Source organism: Promicromonospora sp. Populi, assembly GCF_041081105.1.
In the GTDB taxonomy this organism is placed as follows: Bacteria; Actinomycetota; Actinomycetes; order Actinomycetales; family Cellulomonadaceae; genus Promicromonospora.
Window position 1 is genome coordinate 1,125,823 of record NZ_CP163528.1, and the last position, 25,991, is coordinate 1,151,813.

Genomic DNA, 25,991 nt, shown 5'->3' on the forward strand with positions numbered 1-25,991 from the left:
GTCCGTCTTGCGTTCGGTCTCTACGGTCAGCTGATGCCTGCTTCGGCGTCTGTCTGGGCGGTCTCCAGCGCCTCCTGCGGTGTGGCGACGCCGGACAGCGCGTTCTGCACCGCCGTCCACAGCGCCTCGGAGATCACCGGGTAGTCGGTGCCCAGGCCGTCGCTCGTGCGGCCCCGCGCGTTGCTCACCGCCTCGACCCACGGCTCGAGGTCCGGGTTCTCCGCCAGCAACGCCGCCTGCGCCTCCGCCGTCGGCGGGATGTAGTACGCCAGGGTGTTCGCCGTCTCGACGAAGCCCTCGGTCGTCGTCATGCACTCGATGATCTGGCGGGAGACGTCGTACCGCTCCGGGTCCTCCTGGGCGGGCGCCACGAGGAACTCGCCGCCCGTCGCAGCTGGTGCGACGCCGCCGTCGTGCCCGGGAAGCTGCACCACGCCGGACTCGAAGTCCGCCCCGGCGGCGCTGTCGACCTGCCAGGTGCCGTTCACGGCGAAGCCGAAGTCACCGGCGAGGAACTCCTCCCACGACGTGTTCTGGGAGTTGCTGATCACCGAGTTGGGCGCGTAGCCCTCCTCCAGCCAGCCCGTCCACAGCTCGAGTGCCTCGACGGCCTCCGGTGAGTCGAGGTCGCGCAGGTCGGCGCCGGCGCCCCAGAACCACGGCAGGAACTGGAACGAGCCCTCCTCCGTGCCGATCCCGGCGAACGTGATGCCCGTGTGCCCGCTATCGGTGACCGCCGCGAGGGCCGCGGTAAGCGAGTCCCAGTCGGTGATGGACGCCGGGTCGACGCCGGCGTCGGCCAGGATGTCCGCGTTGTAGTAGAGCGACAGCGTGTTCGAGCCGACCGGGATCCCGTAGGTCTCACCGTCGACGACGCCGGCCGCGAGCAGGTTCTCGTCGATCGCGGAGACGTCCAGGCCGAGCTCGTCCACCGTGGTGAGCATGCCGGTGTCCGCGAGCGTCGACACGGCCGGGTTGTCGAGCAGGATGACGTCGGGCGAGCTGCCCTCCTGCGCGGCGAGCAGCGCCTGGTTGGTGAGCGCTGTCGTGTCGTAGCCGGTCCGCTCGATGGTGACCCCGGCCCCCTCGCCGCAGGCCTGCACGCGCTGCGTCCAGTCCGACGAGTCGTCGTGGTTGGGGTACGGGTCCCACCAGGTGTACGTGCTTTCGTCCCCGCTCGCCTCGCCACCGGAGCCGCCGGAAGAGCAGGCGCCGAGCACGCCGACCAGGGCGAGCGCGGCGGCGGCCGCGAGGACGGTGGTGGGCTTGCGCCCGGTCTTCTGCTTGCGCGTCGTGTACTGCATCGTTCCTCCTTGAACTTTCCCGGCCCGACTGCGTCGTCGGGCCGGACAGTGGTACGGGCGGTGGTGCGGGCGATGGGGCGGGCGGTGGGGCGGGCGGTGGTGTGGGCGGTGGGCAGGCCTCAGGTCGCGCGGGGCGCGCCGGTGCTGCCCCGGTCCACGAGCTCTGGTGACACGAAGCGCACGACGTGTGGCTCGTCGGCCGCCACCTCGCCCTCGATGCGGCGCACGAGCTGGCGTACGGCCATCCGGCCGATCCGGTCCGGCGCGCTCTCGATCGACGAGTACGGCAGGGAGAAGGTGCGGGCGAACTCGTCCGAGTACCGCCCGACGACGGACAGGTCGCCGGGCGCCGTGAGCCCGCGCTCGTGCAGCACGGTCGGCAGGGCGGCCGCCGCGGCCTCGTTGTTGATCAGCAGCCCGGTGACGCCGGGGTGCGCGTCGAGCAGGGCGTTCAGGTCCTGACCGACGTCGGGCTGGTGCGACGAGCCGAACACCGCGTGCAGCGTGATCCCGCGCGCACGCGCTGCCTCGACGGCGGCATTCTGCAGGCGCCGCACGTAGGCGCCGCCGTGCTCGGTCAGGTGCTCCGGATGCGACACGAGGGCGACCTCACGGTGCCCGAGCCGGTGCAGGTGGTCCACCATCAGGCGGCCCGCCTCCTCGAAGTCGAGGTCGAAGACGTCAACCCCTGTGCAGTCGGCGGGCAGCCCGACGAGCACCCCGGGCCGGCTGGCGGCTCGCAGGACCGGCAACCGCTCGTCCCGCTCGGCCACGTTCAGCAGCACCACGCCGTCGACCATCCGCGAGTCCGTGATCCTGCGCAGGGCCCGGGCGCCGTCGGCCTCGGTGACCAGCAGGATGTCGTAGCCGAGCTCGCGGGCAGTGTTGGAGACGCCCAGCATGTACTGGAGCATCGCCGGCGCGAACTCGTCCTCGAGGAACTGGGCGAGCAGCCCGATCACCATCGTCTGCGACGTGGCAAGGGCACGCGCGCCCGCGTTCGGCGTGTACCCGAGCTTCCGGACGGCGTCCTCGACGCGCCGGCGCACGTCCGGCGAGATCGTCCGCTTGCCCGACAGCGCGTACGACGCCGTGCTGCGCGACACCCCCGCCGCCTGGGCGACATCCCCGATGGTGGCCACTTCGGCTCCTCCGTCCTGGGGCCGCCGCTGCTCTGCCGCGGTCCCGCGTCACTCCTCTTGTCCGCTTTGGTGGCGAACCGGTTCGACTGTAGCGAGAGATGCAGACGGAATGCAAGAACGAACTATTGGCACAGCTGGGACTCGTTGCGCCGAGGGTTGGGTGCCAGGGAACGCATGGAGTCGAACCGGTTCGAACATCTGACCGTGCCCTGCACGTAACCGCTCAGGGCGTCTCCGACGATGGACCCGCAGACGCCAGCCCGAATGGTTATCCACAGATCTGTCATACACCCATCCATGCGGACGTCTGTTCGATAGGATCGAGGCAACGCAGAAGCGATGACGGAAGGCGGGTGGGGACCATGGCAACAAGCAGGTTTGACGATGTCCCGCGCCCCATGGAGGACGTGCTGAGCGACCTGGAAGCACTGCTGGACGAGCTGACTGGGACGGCTGCTGATGACGTCAGTGTCCGACGCCTGACCAGCGCCTCCGCCCGCCTTCGCGTAGCAGGCACCCGGATCGACGCGGTGCGCTGGGTGGTCCTGCCGAGAATCGAGGCCGCCGGGCTCTGGGCCCAGAGCGGATCGCGCACCTTCGCCGTCTGGCTCGCCCACGCCGAAGACATCCAGACCCAGACCGCCCGGCGCGAGATCCGCACCGCGCGAGCCCTACGCGACCACCTCCCCGCGACCCTCACCGCAGCCCTTGCCGGATGCATCAGCACCGACAAGATCCGCGCCCTGGTCGACGTCGCCACCACCAGCACCACACGCACCGACACCCTGGCCGCACCCGCCGTCGACGTGCCCACAATCGACCTGCCTACCGAAGCGCCCACAACCGAACCAGCATCAGGCAACCCGGACGACGGCACCGACACCGGCGGTACTGGCGCCGGCGGCACTGGCGAGAGCGGCGCGGGCGAGAGCGGCGCGGGCGAGAGCGGCACTGGCGAAGGTGGCACTGGCGAAGGTGGCGTCCCGGGCCCGGCCGCGCCGACCTGGGAGGAGCAACTCCTGGACTGGTCCACCGAGAACGGCCCTGACCGGTTCCGCGGCCTGGTGCGCTACTTCGCCCGCCACGCCGACCCCGACGCGGACGAACGCGGCTACACCAAGGCCAAGGAACGCGAATATCTCGACGTCTCCCCCACCCTGGGCGGATACCACCTGTCCGGATTCCTCACCGAGGAACACGGCCAGACTCTCACCACCGCGGTCGCCTCCATCATGGGCGCACCCGCCACCGGCGATGACCGCACCCCCGGACAACGCCGCGCCCAAGCCCTGGCCGACCTGTCCCGCGTGGTCCTGGACAACGCCCACACCGGCACTGGCGCTGCCGTCCGCCCGCACCTCAACATCACCGTCTCCTGGACCGAGCTCCAGGCCCTCGCCACCAAGAACCGCATCAACAATCCCACCGGCGACGGCCCGACCGACCTCACGCTGTTCACCAGCACCAGCACCAGCACCAGCACCAGCACCAGCACCACCAGCACCAGCGGGACGCACCGGATCGCCGGAGGAACCGAGGCCGCCGCAGAAGCCGGCGTCCCGAGCGTGAAGCGGCCGGCAGTGTTCACCGAGACCAACACCCCGATACCCACCGCCCTGCTCCGCCGCATCGCGTGCGACAGCCAGATCACCCGCATCGTCTTCGGACCCGACTCCCAGGTCCTGAACGTCGGCCGCACCCAACGCACCATCACCGGGCAACTACGCCGCGCCGTCATCGCCCGCGACAAACACTGCGTGCTCGGCCAATGCGACCAACCGCCGTCCCGCTGCGAGGTCCACCACGCCATACGCCACTGGGCCGACGGCGGAGAAACCTCCGTCACCAACGCCGCCCTGCTCTGCTGGCACCACCACGACCTCGTCGACAGCCAGAACATCACCATGCACTACAACAACGGCTGGCACTTCACCGACCGCAACGGACAACCGATCTTCACGCGGACGCCCACAACATGACCACCGCGCAAGGCACACCAGCGTGCCCGACCCAAGACTCGGCCCGACCGAGCAGCGCCGGACTCGCCCGCACCCAGCGCCGGCATCGTGCCGGCGTCGTGCCGGCGTCGTGCCGGCGTCGTGCCGGCGTCGTGCCGGCGTCGTGCCGGCGTCGCGCCGGCGTCGTGCCGGCGTCGCGCCGGCGTCGCACCGACCCCGGCCCTGCCTGACCCTTCATCCCGCCGCTGGGCCAAACCGCTCGGTTCGGATCCGGGCCGGGTCGTGGCCCTGAGCCACCAGCATGCGCGCCACCGCCTCGACAAATCCCGTCGGGCCGCACACGTACACCCGCGGTTCCAGCTCGGGGGGCCAGCCCCATGCGGCCAGCTCGGACGAGGTGAGGCGGCGCGGGCCGCGCAAGGCCGTCAGCGAGACCGCCCGGGTAAAGATCGTGCTGGCCTCGAATCCGTCGCCTCGCGAAACGAGCGTCTCCAGCTCATCCGTGTACAGCCGGTCCTCCGCGGTACGCACCGAGTAGATCAGGCGGAACGGCGTCCGGTCGCCGGCTTCGCGCCGAGCTCGCACCATCGACATCACCGGGACCAGCCCTGATCCGCCGGCCAGGAGGAGCACCGGCGTGCCCGCGTCGTGCACCGGATCCCAGACGAACCATCCACCGATGGGCCCACGGACCTCGATCGCGGACCCGAGCGGAAAATCGTCGACGAGGTACGGGGAGACCTCTCCGTCGCGGACCCGCTGGATCGTGACCTCCACGCGACTCGTGCCGGGAAGCGCGGGCCCATTGGCAAGGGAGTAGGACCGCTCAGCGGTGTAGCCGTCGGGCGCGGTCAGCCGCAGGTCGAGGTGCTGACCGGCGAGATGTCCGGGCCATTCCGGCACGTCGAGCACCAGGGTCTCCGCGGACGGGCTCTCGGACCGCCGCCCCACCAGGGTGGCGATCTGCCAGCCGGAGGGAACGGTATAGCGCTGACCAAGTCGATTACCCCCGGCGGCTGCGGGCTGAACCCCGCTGGACCGGGCGCCTTCCGACGCGGCTTCAGTCACCCTGGTACCTCTGCTCCCGCCACGGGTCGCCGAGGTCGTGGTAGCCGAGCTTCTCCCAGAAGCCCGGGCGGTCCGTCGGCATCAGCCTGAGCGAGCGCACCCACTTCGCCGACTTCCAGAAGTACAGGTGCGGCACCAGCAGCCGTGCCGGCCCGCCGTGCTCGGGGTGCAGCGGCGCCCCGTCGAAGGTGTGCGCGATCCAGGCCTTGCCACCCAGCAGGTCCGCGACCGGGAGGTTCGTCGTGTAACCACCGTAGGAGCCCACCATCGCAAAATCGGCGGTGGACTCCACGTCTGCGAGCAGGACGTCCAGGGAGACCCCGCGCCAGCGGGTACCGAACTTGGACCAGCGGGTCACGCAATGGATGTCGACGGTCGGCTCGTCCTGGGGCAGCGCCATCAGGTCCGCCCACGTCCAAGTCTTCGTGACGCCGGCCTCGTCGGAGACGGTGAAGCTCCACGTCTCGGCTTCCACCCGCGGGGTGGGACCGGCGGATAGGACCGGGAAGCCCTCCTCCGCGTACTGCCCGGGAGGCAGCGTCACACCCTCCGGGCGTGCCCGACCTCGGAAACCGGGGGTGAGCGTGGCTCCGGGGCCGTGGTCGAGCTCGGCTCGATCAGGGCTGGCAGGATCAGGGCTGGCAGGATCAGGGCTGGCAGGATCAGGGCTGGCAGGATCGAGACCGCCCGGGGCGGGCGAGTTCGCACTGGTCATACCTCAAAGTAGTACCTCAGGGAGCGAACAATTCGTGAGAGGGATACTCCAGGGCACACCCACCACGCCACGCCTGACGAATCCCCCGCTTTCTCCGGCGACGGCTTTCATCGTTCCTTACCGCCAGGTCATCTTGCGTTCAGCGGGCGGGCCTACCTTGTTCCCGACCCGGGACCGGGTGATGGCGTCGAGACCAGGGGAACCCATGAAGCCGAGCAGTCGAACCCGTCGGTCAGCACTCCCCGCGGCGCTGGTCGGAGCGGCACTGGTCGGAACGGCGCTTGCCGGAGCCGCGCTGGTCGGACCCGGTGTGCTCCCGGCAGCTGCCGCGGCGCCGGAACGGGCCTCCGAGCTGCCCCAGCTCCATCTGCTCGGTTCCGTCGACATCCCGACCGGGACACAGTTCGATGGCACCGAAGTCGGTGGCCTGTCAGGGCTGGTGTACGACACCAAGCGGAAGCGCTACGCGGCGATCTCGGACGACCGCAGCAGCCGCAACGATGCCCGCTACTACGAGCTGACCATCAACCTGGCCGACGGCGCACTGGACGACGGTGACGTCGAGTTCACCGACGTCACCACGCTCACCGACGACGGGGCGGCGTATCCCGAGGGGGCCATCGACCCGGAGGGAATCGCCCTGACCGAGCACGGTGTGCTCGTTTCCTCCGAGGGCAATGCCAGCGCACTGCTCGGCCCGTCCGTCGAGGAGTTCGATGCCTGCGGTGAGCACCTCGGCGGCCTCACCGTACCGAGGTACTACGAGCCGACCGCCGACGGCCGGACCGGAATTCGCAACAACCTGGCCTTCGAGTCGCTGACCCGCACGCCGCATGGTCGCGTCGTGACGGCGACCGAGAACGCGCTGGCTCAGGACGGACCCATCGCCACGCTGACGGAGGGAAGCCGTTCGCGTCTCGCCGTGTTCAACCCGGCATCCGGTCGCGTGATCGGAGAGTACGTCTACCTCACCGACCCGATCCCCGAGGCCCCGGTCCCCGCGGACGGATGGGCCGACAACGGACTCGTCGAGCTCGTGGCGCTCGGCGAGGATCGCTTCCTGGCCATGGAGCGTGCATTCGCGGCCGGCGTCGGCAACGACGTCCGCATCTACGAGGTGCGGCTCGACCGGAGCCGCCGTATAACCGGAAACCGGCAGACCGCAGGCGACACCAAGCCGCTGGAGAAGCGGCTCGTCGCCGATCTCGCCGAGGACTTCGGCATCGCACCCGACAACCTGGAAGGCATGGCCCTCGGGCCGAAGCTGCCGGACGGGCGTCAGAGCCTGATCCTGGTCTCGGACAACAACTTCAGCACCGCGCAGAAGACCCAGGTGCTCGCGTTCGCCATCTCCTGACACCAGACGCCAGGCGACCACCTGTCATCGACCACCTGTCATCACCGAGCTCCTGACCACACCGAGCTCCTGACCACACCGAGCTCGGCGAACGTCAGAGGAGGCCGTCCTCGCGTAGAACGTCACCGGCGACCTTGAACGCGTGATTGGCGCTCGGCACCGAGCAGTAGATCGCTGTCTGGAGCAGCACCTCCATGATCTCCTCGACGCTCAGGCCGTTTCGCACCGCGGCGCGCACGTGCATCGCAAGCTCGTCCCAGTGATCGCCCGCAACCAGCGCCGTCAGGGTGATCATCGAGCGGCTGCGCCGGTCCAGGCCTGGACGCGTCCAGATCTCGCCCCACGCGTAGCGCGTGATGAGGTCCTGGAAGTCGGCCGTGAACGGTGTCGTGCCGGCGACGGCGCGGTCCACATGCGCATCGCCAAGCACCTCGCGGCGCACCGTCATGCCTGCCTCGTGCGTACCGGCATCGTGCGTACCGGCATCGTGCGTACCAGCGGCACCGGGTTCAGGTGCTCGGTTCGGGTCGGTCATGTTGACACCCTCCCTGCGATGAGGTCGCGGACCAGCTTTGCCACGACCCGCGGCTGTTCCGCCGGCGCGAGGTGCGCCACGCCGTCCAGCACGTGCAGCCGTGCGCCCGGCACGGCGTCGGCGATCTCTTCGAGCTTCTCGGGCGGCGTTGCCGGATCGGCCCCGCCAGCGATGGCGACGGCGGGGACGCCGACCGCGCCGAGCCGTCCGCGCAGGTCGTGCTCGGCCAACGCGCGGCACACCGCCGCGTAGCCGAACCGGTCAGCGGTCTGCAGGCTGCCGAGCAGCCGCAGTGCGACCTGCGGCTCGCGTTCGAGGAACCCCGGCCCGAACCACCGCCGCGCCGAGCCCTCGACCTGGGTCGGGGTGCCGGCTCGCTGGACCAGGTCGGCCCGCTCGGCCCACGCCGACGCGTCGCCGAACTTCGTGGCCGTGCAGATCAGTGCCGCGCCGAGCACACGGCCGGGGGCATCCAGCAGGAGCTGCTGCCCCACCGCCCCGCCGGCCGAGACTCCCGCGTACCAGAACGGCGCTCCAGCATCACCGCGCCGGGTCTGCGCACGCTCGACGATCTCCAGGACCGCGACGGCGAGATCGCTCACCGTAAGCCCCACGAGGTCCGCCGGGACCGGGTCCGGCGCGGTGCCGTGACCGGGCAGGTCCCAGCCGATCACGTCCAGCTGACCGACCGGCGCACCCACCTCACCATCGCTGTCATCGCGGCCGCCGCCATTGCCGCCGCCACCATTCCCGCCGCCACCATTGCCGCCACCACCACCGGTGCCGTCGCCGACCAGTAGTTCCGCCGCGTCCTGCCAGAGCGCGGTCACAGACGTGCCCAGCGAGGGCCCGAGGACCAGCAGCGGGCGGGCGGCGTCGTGCAGCGCGAACTCCACCGCGCCCAGCCTGGGTCGCACGGTCATGCGTCCTCCGTCAGCTCTAGGTCAGGTGATCCGATGCTTGATCCGCCAGCTGATCCGCCAGCTGATCCGGCGGCGAGCGATCCTGTGGCGAACGATCCTGTGGCGAACCAGGCGAGCACCCGATCGACGACGACGGCGGCTGCGCTCACGTCGGGCGCCGGTCCCGCGTCCGGCAGACCGGCGCGGAGGTTCCGGTCGACGGCCTCGGCGTCCACCTGGAGGCCGCCCAGCAGCTCGGCGCCTGCGTGTGCGGAGGCCACGGCGTGCCGGGCGAGCTGCTGGAGGGCGGGCCACTCCGCGTGCCAGGCGCCGTCGGGCCGCTCGTCGACGGCGAGGCCTGCCGCTGAGAGCACCTGCGCCGCGAGGTGCGGCGCGCTGATCGCCGAACGGCGGATCAGCACGGACAGCACCGGATTCTGCTTGTGCGCCATCGCCGACGACGCCCCGCGTCCCGGCTCCGCAGGCTCGCGCAGCTCGTCCACGCCCGGCCGGACCGCCTGCAGGACGTCGTTCGCGACCTTGCCGAGCGCCGCGCACACCTCCGCGAGCGCCGAGGCGAGCCGCACCACGGGTGTGCGGGTCACGTGCCACGGGCCCGGTCCGACCGGCAGCCCCAGCTCCGCGCCCCAGGCCTCGACGAGCACGAACGGATCGGCAGCGTGGTCCGTCGTGGAGACCTGCCCCGCCTCGGCCACCCGGGCGATCCCCGACAGCTCGCCCGCTGCGCCGCCGTAGGCGAGCGGCAGCGCTTCGGCGGTCTCGGCCAGGAAGGTCCGGGCCGCCTGGATGCCCTGGAGCCAGCCCGCGAAGCGTGCGCCCAGCGAGGTGGGCACGGCCGCCTGGGCGAGGGTGCGGCCGAGCGCCGGCCGGGCCCGATGCTCCGCCGCCAGGCGGGCCGCGGCGGCGGCCGCCCGGTCCAGGTCGGCGACGACGTCACGCGCGGCGGCCCGCAGGACGAGGACGAGCGCCGTGTCGAGCACGTCCTGGGAGGTGAGGCCGGTGTGCACGACTGGCGCGAGGTGCGGTCCCGCCGCCTCCCGCAGCACCGCCACCAGGGGGATCACGGGATTTCCCCCGGCGGCGCTCTCCCGGGCGACCTTCGTGGCGAGGGCGAGAGCGACGTCGTCCTGCCCTGCCAGCCGCTCCACGAGGTCGTCGATGTCGTCGTTGTCGTCGATGTCGGCAGCGACACTACTTCCGTCGACGGCGCCCCGTCCCACCACGACCCGCACCCAGGCCGCTTCGGCGCGGAGCATCGCGCGCAGGACCGCCACGTCGTCCGTGACCGCAGCCGGGGAGCCGGGAGCGACGTCCGCGCCGGGCGTGAGGAGGCCGACGTCAGGCACCGGCACCGTCCCGGCCGGCGGCCGGGACCTGATCTGTCGAAACCTGATCTGTCGAAACCTGATCTGTCGAAACCTGATCAGCCGGAGCATGGTCGTACCTGAGGAACACGGTCTCTCCCTCCCCCTGCATGCGGATGTCGAACCGCAACGAGCCGTCGGGCTCGCGCGCTGTGACCAGCGTGGCGCGCCGCTCGGGTTCTAGCGAGGCGAGCAGCGGGTCTGCGCCCAGCGGGTCTGCGCCCAGCGGGTGGCCCTCGAGCGGGTCTGCCTCCGACGTCTCGGGCCCGGCGGGCAGGTAGGCGCGGGTGAACAGGCGGTCCTGGAGTCCGCGGGCGAAGACCGTGACGGCGAAGAACGGCGCCCGGCCCGGTTCGGTGGCCCCCGGGCTCAGGGTGCGGAACCAGTAGCCGCCCTCGCGGTTGGTCTCGGCGCGGCCCCAGCCGGTGAAGGTGCCGTCGCGCAGGATCGAGCCGGACCGAGCCACGACGGCGCCCGCCGGGTCGGCCTGCCAGATCTCGACGAGAGCGTCGGGGACCGGGTCGCCCGCGCCGTCGCGCACGATCCCGTGGAGGCGGACGGCGCCAGGGGTGCCGGGCTCCACCAGCTCGTTGCTGCGCTCGTAGGGCATCGCGAAGCCGAAGAAGGGACCGACGGTCTGCCCGGGTGTCGGGGGCAACAGGCCGTTCGCGGCGTCTCCACCCATGTCACTCATCGCTGTCCTCCGGCTCGGTCCAGGTGCGGTGCGCCCCGCTCAGCACGATGTCCCAGCGGTACCCCGTCGCCCACTCGTGCTGCGACACGTCGTGGTCGTAGGTCGCCACGAGCCGGTCGCGGGCCCGGGCGTCCTGGATCGACTGGTAGATCGGGTCCAGGGCGAACAGCGGGTCGCCGGGGAAGTACATCTGCGTGACGATGCGCTGGGTGATCTCCCGGCCGAACAGGGAGAAGTGGATGTGCGCCGGGCGCCACGCGTTGAAGTGGTTCTTCCACGGGTAGGGGCCGGGCTTGATCGTCTGGAACTGGTACCAGCCGTCGTCGTCGGTGAGCATGCGGCCGACGCCGGTGAAGTTCGGGTCTACCGGAGCCGGGTGCTGGTCCCGCTTGTGGACGTATCGTCCGGCGGCATTGGCCTGCCAGACCTCCACGAGCTGACGCCGCACCGGGCGGCCCTGCCCGTCGACCACCCGGCCGCGGACCACTATGCGCTCCCCGATGGGCTCACCGTTGTGCTGGACCGTCAGGTCGGCCTCCAGCGCGCCGATGTCCCGCTCGCCGAAGACCGGGGCGAACAGCTCGATGGTCTCGGGGTCGGCGTGGTGCAGGTCCTTGGTCGGATGCCGCAGCAGCGAGCTCCGGTAGGGGGCCCAGTCGAGTCGCGGGCCGAACTGCTCGGGGGCGCCCTGCGCCAGGCCCTTCTCGTAGGCCTCGTGCCCGGCCTCGATCTCGGCGCTGAGCTGCGCCTGCGACTCGGCAGCCGCGTCCAGCCGTGCGTCCGGCGCGCTGCTCGGCGCGCTGCTCGGCACGCTGTCCGGCAGGCTGCTCGGCGCGCTGTCCGGCACTGCGTCCCGCTCCGTGTCAGTCATCGTCATCTCCCTCTCGACGCCGTTGTTGTCGACGCCGTAGACCCGCCGAGCACCGGCCCCCAGCCGGTGTATCCCTCCGCGAGGAAGCGCCAGGCCTCCGAGGCCGTGAGGGTCCGCAGCTCGGCGATCCGGCGTCGGGCCGCAAAGCCGGTCTCCCCCGGGTGGGAGTGCAGCATGCTGCTCATCCACGCGGAGAAGTGCTGCGCGCGCCACACCCGCTCGGACACCCGGCGGCCGTACTCGTCGAGCAGTTCGTCGCTCCCCGAGCCTCCGCCGACGCCGCCACCCGCGCTCCGCTTCGCGAACCACGTCTCGAGCACGTCGTGCAGCACCACGACGTCGGCGAGGGCCAGGTTCAGGCCCTTGGCGCCCGTGGGCGGCACGGTGTGTGCGGCGTCGCCGGCCAGCAGCATCCGGCCGTGCCGCACGGGTTCGACGACGGACGACCGGAAGCGCAGCACCGACCGCTCCTCGATGGGACCCTCGACGAGGCGGAACCCGTCGGGCCCGTCGACCCTGCTCTGGAGCTCGGCCCAGATCTGGTCGTCGCTCCAGTCGTCCGGGTTCTCGTCGGGGTCGCACTGGAAGTACATCCGCTGGTGCGTGTCGGTGCGCTGGCTGATCAGCGCGAACCCGCGCTCGGAGGCCGTGTAGACGAGCTCGGGCGCGCTGCGCGGCGCCTCGACGATCACCCCGAACCAGGCGTACGGGTACTCATGGACGAAGGTGCGGCGCTGCGACTCGGACAGGGTGTGCCGCAGGGTGGAGTGTGAGCCGTCGGCCCCGATCAGCACGTCGCAGCGCAGCTCGTGCGTGGCGCCCTCCTGGTCGGTCCAGAGCACCCCGGGCAGGTCGCCGGCGCCGCCAGAGGTACCGCCGTCGTAGGTAGTGGCGTCGAGCACCTCGGTGACCGTGGCACCCCAGCGGAGCTCGCCGCCGTCGCCGTCCGCGCCGTCGGCCGCACGCTGGTTCGCCAGGTCGATGAAGACGTCGGTCTGCGGGTAGAGCCACACGCTGCGCCCGGTGAGCTCCGGGAAGTCGATGCGGTGGTCCTCGCCGTCGAACCGGAGCAAGATGCCGTCGTGCCGGTCGCCGTCGCGCAGCACCCGGTCCAGACCCGCCTCGACGAGGGTCTGCACGGAGTTCGCCTCCAGGATTCCCGCGCGGTGCGTGTGCTCGATCTCCGTGCGGGTCCGCGCCTCGAGCACCACGTGCTCGATGCCGGAGCGGTGCAGCAGGTGCGAGAGCAGCAGCCCGGCGGGGCCGCCGCCGACGATCCCGACGCGCGTGCGCTCCACGGTCAGCCGTTCCATGTCATCCGCCCTGTCATCCGCTTCGTCTTCAGCTCTGTCTTGCGCTTCGTCTTGCGCTCTGTGTCGTCCATGCCGTCACCGCGATTCCGTCACCGCATCCGGGCCAGGTCGGCCTCGATCGCCGTACCCGCCTTGAGCAGCGGCGGCAGGAGCTGCTGGACGAGGGTGTCGACGTCGCCCCGCCGGACCGGCGCCGAGACGTTGACCGCGGCCACGACGCGTCCCGCACCGTCGCGCAGCGGCGCCGCTACCGACCGCAGGCCGTCCTCCAGCTCCTGGTCCACCAGCGCCCAGCCCTGCTCGCGGACCCGGGCCAGCTCGGCCCGCAGCAGGGGTAGCTCGGTGATGGTTCGTGCGGTCAGCGGCGCCAGTCTGTTCGACGGCGCTGCCGCAGCCAGGTACGCGTCGAGCGCATCCGCCTCGGCGAACGCGAGGATCGCCCGCCCCATCGACGTCGCGTACGCCGGGAACCGGGTGCCTACCCGGATCGCCGCGCTCATGATGCGGTGCGTCGCGACGCGGGCGACGTAGACGATGTCCGCGCCGTCCAGCACCGCCACCGAGGACGACTCGCTGACCTCCTGCGAGAGCTCCTCGAGGTGCGGGGCCGCGATCTCGGGCAGGGTCAGGCTGGACAGGTAGGCGAACCCGAGGTCGAGGAGCGCCGGGCGCAGCGTGAACTCGCGCCCGTCGGTCGCGACGTACCCGAGCTCGACGAGGGTGTGCAGGAACCGGCGCGCCGAGGCCCGGCTCAGCCCCGTCTCCCGGGCGACGTCGCTCAGGGTGAGCGACCGCCGCTCCTTGTCGAAGGCCCGGATCACGGCCAGCCCGCGTTCGAGCGACTGCACAAACGCGGGTGAGCGCTGCGCGTCGTCGGCCGACGCGTCGAGCGGATCGACGGCATCTGGGTCGACGGCGCCTGGATCGACGGCGCCTGGATCGACGGCGCCTGGATCGACGGCGCCTGGATCAGCCCCTGTCATCTGCTGCCCCCGAGGTCGGCAGCGGGGCAGGCTCGTCAGCAACAAGCTCGTCAGCAACAAGCTCGTCAGCAACAAGCTCGTCAGCAACAGGCTCGTCAGCCACGGCCTCATCAGCAACGCGCGCCGGGTGCGTCAGGTGCGCCTCGGCCAGGGTGCGCACACCCTTCTTGGCCTGCTGCACCAGCTCGTACACGTGCGTGCGCAGGCGCGCGAACTCCACGTCGCCGCGGGTCTCGAGCTGGTCGCGGTCCGCGCCGAGGCCAACCTCGACGTCCTCCAGCACGACCGTGGGCCGGGCCGAGAGGACGAGCACCCGCTCGCCGAGGTAGATCGCCTCGTCGATGTCGTGCGTGACGAACACGACGGTGATGCCCAGCCGCTTCCACAGCGTGCGCACCAGGTCTTCCAGGTCGAAGCGGGTCTGCGCGTCGACGGCGGCGAACGGCTCGTCCATGAGCAGAACCTGGGGCTCGTAGGCCGCGGCCCGGGCGATCGCCACACGCTGCTGCATGCCGCCGGAGAGCTGCCAGGGGTAGGACCCGGCCACGTCGCCCAGCCCGACCGCCTCAAGCGTCTCGTTGACGAGCTCGGTGCGCCGCGCCTTCGCCACGCCCTTCTCCTTCAGGGGCAGCTCCACGTTCTGCGCGACGGTCATCCAGGGGAACAGCGACCGGCCGTACTCCTGGAGCACCACCGCCATGCCCTGCGGCGGCCCGGTGATGGCGGTCTCACCCAGCACCACCTCGCCCGAGGTGGGTGCCAGCAGGCCCGCCATGCAGCGCAGGAGCGTCGTCTTGCCCGCTCCGGACGGTCCGACGACGCAGACGAGCTCGCCGGGGCGGACCTCGAACGTGAGGTCGGCGATGGCCTCGACCGGCTCACCGCGACCGGTGTAGACCTTGCGCAGGGAGCGCACCGCGAGGCGCGCGCCGCCGGAGCTCGACGGGCTGGTGACCGGACTGTCGACCGGATCAGAGATCGGGCTGGTGGTGGAGCTCGTGGTCGGGCTAGTGGTCGGGCTGGGCATGTCAGGCACCTCCGTGCTGGGACTGCCGGTACCCGAGGTACCAGCCGAGGACCGAGTTCGTCACGGCCCGGAAGACGAGGGACAGCAGCACACCCAGGACACCGAGCAGAATGATGCCGGTCCACATCTCGGGGATGGCGAAGCTGCGCTGGAACTGCACGATGGAGAAGCCCAGGCCCTCCTGGGCCGCGAACATCTCGCTGATCACCATGAGGATGATTCCGATCGACAGCGCCTGGCGGGCGCCGGTCACGATCTGCGGGCTGGCGCCCGGCAGCACCAGGTGCCGCACCGTCGCGACCCGGCCCAGCCGGTAGGCGCGGGCCGTGTCCCGCAGGACCGGGTCGAGGCCGCGCACTCCTTCGACCGTGTTGAGCAGGATCGGCCAGAGACACCCGATCGCGATCACGACGATCTTCATCGTCGTCCCGATGCCGAGGAACAGCATCAGGATCGGCACCATCAGCGGCGGCGGGATCGCGCGGAAGAACTCGAGCACCGGCTCGGTCCAGGCACGCAGGGCGCGCGAGGACCCGATTGCCACGCCGAGGACGATTCCCGCGACGAGCGCGACGCCATACCCCGCCAGGAGGCGCAGCACGCTCGGCACCACGTCCTGGACGAACCGGGTCTCGCCGAACCCGGCGTCGGGCCCTGCCTCGGACGGAGGCACGAACCACGTGGCACCGAACGTCCCGACGATCTCGCTGAGCGGCGGGTTGGCGTAGTTGGTGCTCCCGGCACTCAGCGCCCACCACGCCGCGAGGATGACGGCGGGCAGGCCGAGCGCCACGAGCACGGCCTTGAGCGCCCCGCGCACGCGGGAAGCCGCGGTCTTGGCAGCCCCCGTCTTGACGGGCTGGGTGCTCATGGTCCCGGTTCCGACAGGTTCGGTGCTGGCGGATTCAGTGCTGACGGATTCAGTGCTGACGGGCTCGGTGCTGGCGGATTCGGTGCTGGCGGTCTCGGTGCTCATGACGCGCTCTCCCCTCGGATGGACGGGTGCCAGAACAGGACCCGGTTCTCGAGCGCGCGGGCGAGGAGATTCACCGCTACGCCGAGCAGCCCCGCGACGGCGACGTACGCGTACGTCAGCTCGACCGCCGCCGAGGACTGCGCCACCGCGAGCAGCTTGCCGATCCCGGGTGTGCCGATCAGCAGCTCGCCGGTCACGGTCAGGATCAGGGCGACGGTCGCGGCCAGCCGCAGGCCCGTCATCGCGTACGGCAGGGTGGTCGGCCACACCACCGTCCGGATCCGGGTCAGCGGCGAGAACCGGTAGGAGCGCGCCGTGTCGGAGGCGACGGGGTCGACGTCCTGCACACCCGACAGCACCTGCAGAAGCACCTGCCAGAAGCTCGCGTAGATGACGAGCAGCAGGGTGGAGGCCATCCCGTTGCCGTAGAGCAGGACCGCCACCGGGATCAGGGCGACCGACGGCACCGGCCGAAGGAACTCGATGGTCGAGGCCGTCACTGCGCGCAGCACTGGCACCGACCCGATGATCACGCCCAGCACCACGCCGGCCACCAGGGAGATGGCCAGCCCGGTGAACCAGGTGGTAATGGTCTGGCCGAGCGCGATCCAGAACTCGGCAAGGCCCAGCCGTCCGGCAAGGGCCACGACGATGTCCGACGTCGGCGGGAGGAACCTCCGGTCGACGAGCCCGAGCCGCGGCACGAGCTCGACGACCAGAAGGAACACCGTGACCCCGCCGACGCCCATGGCCCAGCCGGGCAGCCCGCGGCCTGTCGCGTTCAGACGCCTGGCTGGTTTGGTCAGGGCTGACTCAGTCGCGGCTGACTCAGGCATCGTTGGCTCAGGCATCGTTGGCGGAGTCACGGCGGATTGGCTCACGGCAGGAGCTGGCTCACGTCGACGGGCTCGTCGAACATCCCGTACTCCAGGCCGAGGTCGGCCAGCAGCTGGAGCGACGACTCATCAAGCTCACCCGCGAACCGAGGCAGGATCAGCGCCTCCGTCACGGCCGGATCGATCTCGGTGTACTCGCCCAGGACCGCACGGGTGGCGTCCGGGTTCTCCTCGGCGAAAGTCAGGGACTCCTCCATGGCGGCGGTGAAGGCCTCCACGGTCTCCGGGTCCTCGGCGATGAGCTGGTCCGAGGTGAAGTAGGCCGCGACCAGCAGGTCGGGGTCGGTCTCGGCGAAGTTGGAGGTGACGACCCGGGCGCCCTGCTGCTGCGCAACCGTCAGGAAGGGCTCCACGATCCACGCGGCGTCGACCTGCCCGCCCGCGACTGCGGCCGGCATGTCGGGGAAGCCGAGCTCGACGAACTCGACGTCGGCCGGGTCGCCGCCCGCGTCGTCGACGACCTTGCGCACCGTGGTGTCACCGATGTTGTTCAGCGTGTTGACCGCGACGGTCGCGCCGGCCAGGTCGGCCGCGTCCTCGATGTCGGAGTCCTCCGGTACGACGACGCCGCCGAAGTCCTCGCCCGGCGTGCCGGTGGTGAAGTTGCCGGGGGCCACGACCTTGAGCGGCAGGCCCTCGACGGACGCCGCCAGGAGCGAGGTCACGTTGCTGAAGCCGAACTGGTACTCGTCGCTGACGACGGCCGGGACGATCGCGGCCCCGCCCTGCGCGAGCTCGAGCGTGACGTCCAGGCCGTGCTCCTCGAAGATGCCCTCCTGGACACCGAGGTAGATGGGGGCGACATCGACGATCGGGATGACGCCGACCGTGACGGCGGTCAGCTCGCCGTCGGCCGTCGCGTCGGGGCCGGACGCGGCCCCGCCGTCGGACGAGCCGCAAGCAGCCAGCAGCAGGACCGCAGCGGTGGCTGCGACCGCGGTGGGAAACGTACGTCGCACTGAAGTTCTCCCTCAAAGGTGACACGAGCTCGGTACGGAGCTCGGTGTGGGACTTGGTGTGAGGCTTGGTATGGGACTTGGTGTAGGGCTCGGCATGAATGAACCTGGCATGAACGAGCACTTGAACGAGGTCGGCACGTATGAACTTGGCATGAATGAACTCGGCCGGATATGGCGCCGGCGCCGGCCACGACGTCAGACTTCGCGTGCCCAACCCCGGACACCCAAAACCGCACGCGGCCAAGCACAGCGTGTTCGCCATCCGAACGATTGTGCCCACACAGAACATAGCGATCGAGGACGGGCGCGGTCAACGTCCACCCGGACCCTGTCTACGTATTCGCCCTCATTGCCCGGCGAAAGGTCCGCGAATAGCATCCGCTTGGCCTGTTTTTTCACCCAAACAGCGCCTAGCTCACGATCAGCTCATGCCACATGGCACACCACCACGTGGCACACCACATGAGAGGCCAGCCGTGAACTATCCGACTTCTCCCACGCCCGCGCGGGGCCCAGCGCAGAGCCCCGCACCACAGCACCCCCTAGCGGACCCAACGGAGGGTTCAGCAGAGGGCGCCCGAGCAGAGGACATCTCAGCAGTGGGCATCCCAGCAGAGAACATCCCAGCAGAGGACAGAGCGTACCGAGTCTCGCGCCGCACTCCGGCCCGTCTCGCCGCCGCTCTCGCGGTCGCCGCGGTCGCACTGTTCGCGCCCGCGTCCGTCGCACAGGCCGTCCCACCGCCCAACCTCCCGCAGAACGCCAGCGGGTACGAGCAGACCTTCTCCCCCGCCTACGACTACGACACCGACGGCTGCTACGCGACGCCGGCGATCGGCCCGGACGGCACGCTCGCACCGGGCCTGGCGCTCGGCGGGGCCGTCAACGGGCAGTGCCGCGACCAGTCCGACCTGGACGCCTCCCAGACCTACGCCCGAGAGAGGTGCAACAACGGCTGGTGCGCCATCATGTACGCCAGCTACTTCGAGAAGGACCAGGCGCTGGACGGTGGCCTCGGCGGCCACCGGCACGACTTCGAGCACATCGTCGTCTGGGTCAACCAGTCCAGCAACCAGATCGACTACGTCTCGATCACGGAGCACAGCACCTACGCCACGTACCCGCGGTCGCAGGTCCGGTTCGAGGGCACGCACCCCAAGATCGTCTACCACAAGGACGGCGTCAGCACGCACCTGTTCCGGCTCGCCAACGCCGCCGACGAGCCGCCGGAGAACCACTACCACAACTGGCGCTACCCCCCGATCGTCGGCTGGAACGGCTGGCCCAGCACGTCGCTGCGCGACCGTCTCATGACCGCCGACTTCGGCTCGGCGACCCTCAAGATCGACGACGGCGACTTCACCTACTGGCTGGGCCAGATGAAGCCGGCCGCGATCCCGTTCAACCCGGCGGGATAACCCCGACCCGACAGGACCGCATCGAAACCGGATCCTCGACACCGGATCCCTGACAGCGCTGTCCGACGCCGGCACACGCGACGCCGACGACCTCACGGTCGTCGGCGTCGTTGCGTTGCTGCTGTGAGTGCTGCCGCTGTGAGTGCTGCCGCTGTGACCACCGCCACGTCACGTTTCGCCGCGCTGTGTTGTCGACCTGGTAAGACCACCAGGAGGTTGACATGCAGGAAGTTGTCACGCGGGAAGCCCTCCCGCAGGAAGCTACCGCGAAGCGGATCCTGATCGTCGGCGGCGGCTACGCCGGCTTCTACACGGCGTGGGGCCTGGAGAAGAAGCTCCACCGGGGCGAGGCCGAGGTCACCCTCGTCGACCCGCACGGGTACATGACCTACCAGCCGTTCCTGCCCGAGGTCACGGCCGGTTCGATCGAGGCCCGGCACGTCATGGTGTCGCTGCGCCGGCACCTGCGCCGCACCACGATCATCGCCGGCCAGACGACGTCGATCGACCACGCGCACCGCACCGCGACCGTCCGCACCAACGACGGCGCGCTGCGCGAGATCGGCTACGACACGATCGTCGTCACCGCAGGCGCGGTGACCCGGACGTTCCCGGTCCCGGGTGTGGCGGACGAGGCGATCGGGCTCAAGCACGTCGAGGAGGCCGTCGCGATCCGCGACCGGCTCCTGACCGCGTTCGACCAGGCCGCCCTCCTCCCGCCGGGCGAGGCGCGCCGCCGGCTGCTGACCGTGACCATCGTCGGCGGCGGGTTCACCGGGGTCGAGGCCCTCGGCGAGCTGCTGTCCCTGGCCACGAGCCTCCTGCGCTCCTACCCGGAGCTCACCTTCGGCGACCTGGCCTTCCACCTCGTGGACGCAAGCGAGCGGATCCTGCCCGAGGTCACCGACGAGCCCGGCCGCTGGGTGGTGCGCCACCTGGAACGGCGCGGTGCGCGCATCCACCTCGGCACCCAGGTCGTCTCGGCCGCCGACGGCCGGATCACGCTCTCCACCAGGGAGTCATCCAGCACCGAGTCCTACAACAACGGGCTGCTGATCTGGGCCGCGGGCAACGGCAGCAACCCCGTCGTCGCACGGAACACCGACCTGCCGGTCGACGAGCGCGGTCTGGTCCGCGTCCGGGCCGACCTCCGGGTCGGCAGCGACGAGCACCCGGTACCCGACGCCTGGGCCGCCGGCGACAACGCCGCCGTCCCCGACCTGGCCTCGCCCGTGCCCGGCGCGCGGACCGTGCCCAACGCCCAGCACGCGGTGCGCCAGGGCAAGCTCCTGGCGGCCAACCTGGTCGCGGACCTGCGCGACAAGAAGGTGAAGCCGTACATCCACCACAGCCTCGGCACGGTCGCCACCCTCGGCATCGGGCAGGGCATCTTCCAGTACAAGCGCCTCGTCATCAAGGGGTTCCTGGCCTGGCTCATGCACCGCGGCTACCACGTCCTGGCCGTGCCGACCTGGGAGCGCAAGGTCCGGGTGCTGCTGGTCTGGGTGTCGGCGGTGTTCTTCGGCCGGGACATCGTCCCGCTCGCCACGGTGCAGCGGCCGCGCGCCGCGTTCCTCGCCGGTGGCGACCCGTTCGCGGAGACCGCCGCCCGGCCCGAGCTGAGCGTGGTGCGCGATGCCGGCTGACCCGCGGGATCTCCTCGCGCAGCTGGGCCGGCGACGGGTCCACCTGCGCTGGTCGAACCTGTTCGGCGTCGTCACGTTCGCGTGCCTGCTCGTCCTGGCCGTGACCGGGATACTGCTGTCGCTGACGTACACGCCGTCGAACGACCTGGTGACCTACACCGGGCCGTACGGACCGCTCCAGGGCGCGACCGTGACCGAGGCGTTCGCCTCGACCATGCGCATCTCGTTCGAGCAGACCGGCGGTCTCCTGCTGCGCCAGACGCACCACTGGGCGGCGCTCGTCATGCCCGCCTCGATCATCATGCAGCTGCTCATCACGTTCTTCAGCGGCGGGTTCCGCCGGCCGCGCCGGCTGAGCTGGGTCCTGCTGGTCGGGGCGTTCGTGCTGGTGCTCCTGGCCGGGTGGAGCGGCTACGCCCTGCCCGACGACATGCTCTCGGGCACCGGCCTGCGCATCGTCGAGGGCGTGGTCCTCAGCATCCCGGTGATCGGCACCTGGGTGGCGGGGTGGATGTTCGGGGGGCCGTTCCCCGGCCAGATCATCGAGAACCTCTACCCCGTGCACTCGGTGATCGCTCCGGCGCTGCTCGTCGTGGTCCTCGCGATCCGCGCGGCACTCGCCCTCCGGAACGGCCAGGCACGGCCCGCGCAGCCGGCAGGTTCGGCACAGTCAGCAGGTTCGGCACAGTCAGCAGGTTCGGCACAGTCAGCAGGTTCAGCGCAGTCGGCTCGATCGGCGCAGCCGACGGCCGCGCTCGGACTGCGTCTGTGGCCCGACGCCGCGCTCCGCGCCGCAGGGCTCGTGTGGATCACCGCCTCGGTGCTGGTGCTGCTCGGGGCCACGTCGACAATCAGCCCCGTCTGGTCCTACGGGCCCGCGTCCGCGGGTGAGGTCGGCGCGGGCAGCCAGCCCGACTGGTACATGGGGTTCCTCGACGGCGCGCTGCGCCTGGTCCCGGTGGGCTGGGAGACCGAGTGGATGGGCTGGACCCTGACGTTCGCGACGCTGGTCCCCCTGGTCGTGATCGGTACGTACTTCGTGCTGCTGGTCGCCTACCCGTTCATCGAGGAGTGGGTCAACCAGGACCGCGAGGTGCACAACGTGCTCGACCGGCCCAGGAACGTCCCGGTCCGCACCGGCATCGGCGTCGCCGGTGCGCTCTTCTACGGCATCCTGTGGGGCGCCGCGAGCGCCGACATCGTCTCCACCGAGTTCAGCGTGAGCTTCGAGTCGGTGATCACCGTGCTCCAGGTCGCGCTGATCGTCGGGCCACCGCTGGCGTTCGAGGTCACTCGGCGCATCTGCTTCGGGCTGCAGCGCAAGGACCGGGAGATCGCGCTGCACGGGCACGAGACGGGTCGGATCGTCCGGCTGACCAACGGTGCTTACGTCGAGATCCACCAGCCGGTCGACGACGCGGAGCGGGCCCGGCTTGCGGTGGCTCCCGTGCCGGCCGCGCCGGGGCGCCCGGACGACCGGGGGCGGTTCAGTGGACGCGAGCGCCTGCGCGGCGCGCTCTCCAGGCAGTTCGGTGCCGGGCACACGAACCCGTCGCACACGAACCCGTCGCACACGAACCCGTCGCACGCAGTCGCGTCGGCCGGCCGAGACCGGTCGCCGTCGACCGACAAGGACCTCACCCGGACCTGACTGGTTACCCGCCGAGCGCCGCGAACCCCTCGTACACCATGAATGCCGGCCAGAAGAGTCCCTGGATGATCGCCCAGACGTACTCCCCGATCTCGTTTGCCTGCTGCAGGAAGTAGACCAGCGCCCCGAGGATACCGAGGCCGTAGATCACGCCGCCTGGAGTGCCCACATGCAAATTCCATCTGCTCATGTTGTACCTCCGCGGCCCACGGTACGCCGCTTGACCCCAAAACGGGCCGAAACGGCCAAATCATCCTGCACCAGTTCCTCCAGGTCGCGAACTGCGCCCCGGCTCGGTCTCTTGCGTCAGCGCAGCACCGGCCCAACCCCGCGAGGCCAGCATGAAGGTTCTACCGCGCATGCGGCGCGGGACGATCAGCTCACTGCACGATCAGCTCACTGCACGATCAGCCCACTGCGACTGTGACACCGTTGGAGAAGAACGAGTCGTGCAGCTCGAGTGTGGTGATTTTCGTATCTTTCGGGACGTCGAAGACAACGATGCCATCCGTGGCATTACCGGGGTTGATCTCGTTGATGAACGAGTTCGACTCGTCCAGGTAGAACGCAGCCTCGGTGTCAGCCGAGAACTCACGCCCGTCGGCGTCGAATGCAGTGAGGTTGTCACCAAAGAAGGTCTGTGCCTCGTCCCCGATGTTCTCGACCTTCAAGTGGACGAGCAAGAACTGTCCCTGCGCCTTCTTGCCGAGATACTCGTCACCGATCTGCGCCACATCTGCCTCGATCTTCGTGACCGTGAACTCAAATTTCCCGTCACGCACCGGGTCGCCAAGACCTGCGACCTTTGGTTCTTCCTCCGGGCTCGGTTCGTCGGCTGGCTCGTCGGTGCTCTTTGGACCAGAACCGGGTTCGTCGACCTCGGTCGCGTTCGGTGTCGACCCGACGACAGCAGCTGGTGCAGCATCGCCAGAGCCCAATCCCGACGAAGCGATCGCGGACGTAACAAGGATGCCGATCAAGAGCGCGATCCCGCTCAGGACGGTTGCCCAGACGACCTTGGCCCCCCGGCTGCCAGATACGAGCGCGAGGATCGCGAGCAGTAGTCCGACAGCCGCGAGCACGATGCCGAAGACAGGCACCCAGGCCAGCACGAACGCAGCGATGCCAAGGCCGAGGGCCCAGCCAACGCGCGCGCCCCCACCACGGACCGCCTTCGGTGACGTGCCGCCGGACGAGTAGACCTCTGAGCCGTTGGACGGAGGTGTGCCAGCGGCAGCCGGAGTGTCCGGCCCCCACTGCGATCCATCCCACCAGCGCGTCCGGTTCTGGTCATCGGGATGCGTGTACCAGCCGGGAGGCGGCTGTCCACCTGGAGGCGACTGAGTCACGGTTCTCTCCTGCCTAAACGTCGTACGCGGTAATCGTTCGCGGATCGGCGCTCGGGGCGTCACTGCAATACAACCCGACCATCGACAGTTTAGGAGCCTCGCACCGGGTGATATTCCCTGTAATTGCGGGTGAACTCGACGGTTAGCGAGAATCGGGGCACCCCCGGGGCGTCAGATTCCATTGCTCGACGACTGGCGTAGATGCATTTGCAACCAGTTCCGATTGATCACCCGGGTGATCTTGCGCCCTGTGATTTAGATTCCGGCGCCGGCGCGAGGCACCCCGGCTAGCATCCGAGAACGAGGAGTGACCTGCCATCGAAACCGAGGCCCACACATGGATATCGCAGAACGGATCGCGTCACTGGCGACGAAGATCGAGCAGCAAAAAGCGAACATCGCCACAGAAGAGGCGACCAAGAATGCATTCATCATGCCGTTCATCGCGCACGTTCTTGGCTACGACGTCTTCAATCCGGACGAGGTAGTCCCGGAGTTCACCGCCGACGTCGGCACCAAGAAGGGCGAGAAGATCGACTATGCGATCGTCAAGAACGGCGAGGTCCAGATCCTGATCGAGGCCAAAGCGGTCGGCGCGCCCCTGACGCTGAACCACGCCTCACAGCTCTTCCGCTACTTCGCCGCCGCCAACGCCCGGATCGCCATCCTGACGAACGGCCAGCGGTATCACTTCTTCACGGACCTCGACAGGCCCAACCGCATGGACGAGACACCGTTCCTGCAGCTGGACCTGCTGGAGCTCGACGAATCGCTCATCCCAGAGGTCCAGAAGCTGACCAAGGAGACCTTCGATGTGGACTCCGTGGTCAGCGCCGCCGAGGAGCTCAGGTACATCGGCGCGCTCAAGAGAACTCTCGCGTCTCAGTTTCGCGACGCGGACGACGAGTGGGTCAAGGGCCTGACCAGCCGCGTCTACGAAGGATCGTTCACCCAGAAGGTGCGCGAACAGTTCCGTGGCCTCGTGACGAAGGCGATGCGGCAGTTTCTCGCCGATCAGGTGAACGACCGGATCAAGGCCGCGCTGGGCGGGAAGGTGTACGCCACCGTCGGTTCCACGGACCTCACGGCCGGGGCCTCCGTCGAGGCGAGCCTCGACGAGTCCGGCTCCGGAGAACGAGGGCTCGAGACCACGCTCGAGGAGATCGAGGCCTTCCAGATCGTGCGTGCGATCGCCTGCAGTGAGGTCCCACCCGTTCGGATCGTCCAGCGTGACACCAAGAGCTACATGGGCGTGCTGCTGGACGACAACAACCGCAAGCCGGTCGCGAGGCTCCACTTCAACACGGGGCAGAAGTACCTCGGCCTCTTCGACGAGGAGAAGGTCGAGACCCGGCACGCGATCGAGTCGCTGGACCAGATCTACGATCACGCCGAGCACATCCGAAAGACTGTGCACAACTACGAGTGACACCGTCGAACGCCGCGGGCAGGGCCCGTTGTCCAGCTCGCGGCGTTCCTTAGTGGTCAGTGCTCGTCGTAGTGCTCCCCGTGCACGGCGTGCTTGTGCCCGTCGTGGACGTAGTCGACGTGGTCGCCGTGCTGCACGGTCTCGTGGCCGCAGCTCGCGCCGTGCTGGTGCTCGGTGGTCGTGTGCTCCGCGTGGACGTCGGTGACAGTCATGCTGACTCCTCGTGTTCGGTGCTCTTGTTCGGCCCTCGGGACTTCCACCAGAACACGCCCACGTACACGCCGCACGTCGTCGAGGCTCGCACGCCCGCACCCGGGCGATATATCCCGCCATAGTTCCGTCCGGCTTGACTCTGGCCGTGGCAACGGCCGCGCGGCCCCGCTGATCCGGGCGAGGCGACAGCGCTGACTTCG

At 69.9% G+C, this 25,991-nt stretch carries 24 protein-coding genes; 6 read left to right on the forward strand and 18 right to left on the reverse strand.

Annotated elements, in window-relative coordinates:
- Window positions 1-26: 26 nt before the first annotated feature.
- Window positions 27-1,304 carry an extracellular solute-binding protein gene (locus AB1046_RS05070; RefSeq protein WP_369372978.1) on the reverse strand — a complete coding sequence of 426 codons (1,278 nt, stop codon included), beginning with the start codon at window positions 1,302-1,304 and terminating at the stop codon, window positions 27-29.
- Window positions 1,305-1,423: 119 nt separating this feature from the next.
- Entirely contained in the window at window positions 1,424-2,446 is a 1,023-nt protein-coding gene (locus AB1046_RS05075) for a LacI family DNA-binding transcriptional regulator (protein WP_369372980.1), read from the reverse strand.
- Between the two features lie 362 nt (window positions 2,447-2,808).
- Here AB1046_RS05075 and AB1046_RS05080 point away from each other — a divergent pair, with 362 nt between their 5' ends.
- A complete protein-coding gene (locus AB1046_RS05080) occupies window positions 2,809-4,425 on the forward strand; it encodes a DUF222 domain-containing protein (RefSeq protein WP_369372983.1) in 1,617 nt (538 codons plus the stop codon).
- A gap of 213 nt (window positions 4,426-4,638) precedes the next feature.
- On the opposite strand, the gene AB1046_RS05085 is transcribed toward AB1046_RS05080, so the two are convergent.
- Together AB1046_RS05085 and AB1046_RS05090 are read right to left on the reverse strand one after the other, a co-directional pair.
- The gene (locus AB1046_RS05085) at window positions 4,639-5,472 is read right to left on the reverse strand and encodes a ferredoxin reductase (RefSeq protein ID WP_369372985.1); all 834 of its coding nucleotides are present in this window, start codon (window positions 5,470-5,472) and stop codon (window positions 4,639-4,641) included.
- Entirely contained in the window at window positions 5,465-6,016 is a 552-nt protein-coding gene (locus AB1046_RS05090) for a sulfite oxidase-like oxidoreductase (protein WP_369372988.1), read from the reverse strand. Before AB1046_RS05090 ends, AB1046_RS05085 begins: the two co-directional genes overlap by 8 nt.
- A gap of 376 nt (window positions 6,017-6,392) precedes the next feature.
- On the opposite strand from AB1046_RS05090, the gene AB1046_RS05095 reads away from it, so the two are divergent.
- Window positions 6,393-7,544, forward strand: a complete 1,152-nt coding sequence (locus AB1046_RS05095) for an esterase-like activity of phytase family protein (RefSeq protein ID WP_369372990.1) — start codon at window positions 6,393-6,395, stop codon at window positions 7,542-7,544.
- Window positions 7,545-7,638: 94 nt separating this feature from the next.
- Here AB1046_RS05095 and pcaC read toward each other — a convergent pair whose 3' ends face one another.
- From pcaC to AB1046_RS05150, 11 genes are all read right to left on the reverse strand, one after another.
- Window positions 7,639-8,079: a 4-carboxymuconolactone decarboxylase gene (gene pcaC / locus AB1046_RS05100; RefSeq protein ID WP_369372992.1), complete on the reverse strand. Its 441-nt coding sequence runs from the start codon at window positions 8,077-8,079 to the stop codon at window positions 7,639-7,641.
- Window positions 8,076-9,002 carry an alpha/beta fold hydrolase gene (locus AB1046_RS05105; protein ID WP_369372995.1) on the reverse strand — a complete coding sequence of 309 codons (927 nt, stop codon included), beginning with the start codon at window positions 9,000-9,002 and terminating at the stop codon, window positions 8,076-8,078. The genes pcaC and AB1046_RS05105 overlap by 4 nt, the downstream gene beginning before the upstream one ends.
- The gene (locus AB1046_RS05110; protein ID WP_369372998.1) at window positions 8,999-10,348 is read right to left on the reverse strand and encodes a lyase family protein; all 1,350 of its coding nucleotides are present in this window, start codon (window positions 10,346-10,348) and stop codon (window positions 8,999-9,001) included. The genes AB1046_RS05105 and AB1046_RS05110 overlap by 4 nt, the downstream gene beginning before the upstream one ends.
- Window positions 10,341-11,060: a protocatechuate 3,4-dioxygenase subunit alpha gene (locus AB1046_RS05115; protein ID WP_369373000.1), complete on the reverse strand. Its 720-nt coding sequence runs from the start codon at window positions 11,058-11,060 to the stop codon at window positions 10,341-10,343. The genes AB1046_RS05110 and AB1046_RS05115 overlap by 8 nt, the downstream gene beginning before the upstream one ends.
- The gene (gene pcaH, locus AB1046_RS05120; RefSeq protein WP_369373002.1) at window positions 11,053-11,931 is read right to left on the reverse strand and encodes a protocatechuate 3,4-dioxygenase subunit beta; all 879 of its coding nucleotides are present in this window, start codon (window positions 11,929-11,931) and stop codon (window positions 11,053-11,055) included. Before pcaH ends, AB1046_RS05115 begins: the two co-directional genes overlap by 8 nt.
- Before the next feature lie 2 nt (window positions 11,932-11,933).
- The gene (locus tag AB1046_RS05125) at window positions 11,934-13,244 is read right to left on the reverse strand and encodes a 4-hydroxybenzoate 3-monooxygenase (protein WP_369373004.1); all 1,311 of its coding nucleotides are present in this window, start codon (window positions 13,242-13,244) and stop codon (window positions 11,934-11,936) included.
- Between the two features lie 89 nt (window positions 13,245-13,333).
- Window positions 13,334-14,092, reverse strand: coding sequence for an IclR family transcriptional regulator C-terminal domain-containing protein (locus AB1046_RS05130; protein ID WP_369375574.1), 759 nt, complete (start codon window positions 14,090-14,092; stop codon window positions 13,334-13,336).
- Window positions 14,093-14,213: 121 nt separating this feature from the next.
- Complete coding sequence (locus AB1046_RS05135) at window positions 14,214-15,254, reverse strand: ABC transporter ATP-binding protein (protein ID WP_369373006.1); 1,041 nt, start codon at window positions 15,252-15,254, stop codon at window positions 14,214-14,216.
- Between the two features lies 1 nt (window position 15,255).
- Window positions 15,256-16,125 carry an ABC transporter permease gene (locus tag AB1046_RS05140; protein WP_369373008.1) on the reverse strand — a complete coding sequence of 290 codons (870 nt, stop codon included), beginning with the start codon at window positions 16,123-16,125 and terminating at the stop codon, window positions 15,256-15,258.
- A 101-nt stretch (window positions 16,126-16,226) separates the two neighbouring features.
- Complete coding sequence (locus AB1046_RS05145; RefSeq protein WP_369373010.1) at window positions 16,227-17,066, reverse strand: ABC transporter permease; 840 nt, start codon at window positions 17,064-17,066, stop codon at window positions 16,227-16,229.
- A 41-nt stretch (window positions 17,067-17,107) separates the two neighbouring features.
- Window positions 17,108-18,085: an ABC transporter substrate-binding protein gene (locus AB1046_RS05150; protein ID WP_369373012.1), complete on the reverse strand. Its 978-nt coding sequence runs from the start codon at window positions 18,083-18,085 to the stop codon at window positions 17,108-17,110.
- Between the two features lie 599 nt (window positions 18,086-18,684).
- Here AB1046_RS05150 and AB1046_RS05155 point away from each other — a divergent pair.
- The 3 genes from AB1046_RS05155 (at window position 18,685) to AB1046_RS05165 (ending at window position 22,800) form a co-directional block, all read left to right on the forward strand.
- The gene (locus tag AB1046_RS05155; protein WP_369373014.1) at window positions 18,685-19,503 is read left to right on the forward strand and encodes an NPP1 family protein; all 819 of its coding nucleotides are present in this window, start codon (window positions 18,685-18,687) and stop codon (window positions 19,501-19,503) included.
- 221 nt (window positions 19,504-19,724) lie between these two features.
- Entirely contained in the window at window positions 19,725-21,149 is a 1,425-nt protein-coding gene (locus tag AB1046_RS05160; protein WP_369373016.1) for an NAD(P)/FAD-dependent oxidoreductase, read from the forward strand.
- Entirely contained in the window at window positions 21,139-22,800 is a 1,662-nt protein-coding gene (locus AB1046_RS05165; protein ID WP_369373018.1) for a cytochrome bc complex cytochrome b subunit, read from the forward strand. The genes AB1046_RS05160 and AB1046_RS05165 overlap by 11 nt, the downstream gene beginning before the upstream one ends.
- 4 nt (window positions 22,801-22,804) lie before the next feature.
- Here the strand turns inward: AB1046_RS05165 and AB1046_RS05170 are convergent, their stop codons facing one another.
- Both AB1046_RS05170 and AB1046_RS05175 read right to left on the reverse strand, forming a co-directional pair.
- Window positions 22,805-22,990 (reverse strand): hypothetical protein, encoded by a 186-nt coding sequence (locus AB1046_RS05170; protein ID WP_369373020.1) that lies wholly within the window; start codon window positions 22,988-22,990, stop codon window positions 22,805-22,807.
- 217 nt (window positions 22,991-23,207) lie between these two features.
- A complete protein-coding gene (locus AB1046_RS05175; RefSeq protein WP_369373022.1) occupies window positions 23,208-24,149 on the reverse strand; it encodes a DUF4352 domain-containing protein in 942 nt (313 codons plus the stop codon).
- A gap of 337 nt (window positions 24,150-24,486) precedes the next feature.
- On the opposite strand from AB1046_RS05175, the gene AB1046_RS05180 reads away from it, so the two are divergent.
- Window positions 24,487-25,578, forward strand: a complete 1,092-nt coding sequence (locus AB1046_RS05180; RefSeq protein WP_369373024.1) for a type I restriction endonuclease — start codon at window positions 24,487-24,489, stop codon at window positions 25,576-25,578.
- A 56-nt stretch (window positions 25,579-25,634) separates the two neighbouring features.
- Here AB1046_RS05180 and AB1046_RS05185 read toward each other — a convergent pair whose 3' ends face one another.
- Window positions 25,635-25,790 (reverse strand): zinc transporter permease, encoded by a 156-nt coding sequence (locus AB1046_RS05185; protein ID WP_369373026.1) that lies wholly within the window; start codon window positions 25,788-25,790, stop codon window positions 25,635-25,637.
- Window positions 25,791-25,991 lie beyond the last annotated feature (201 nt).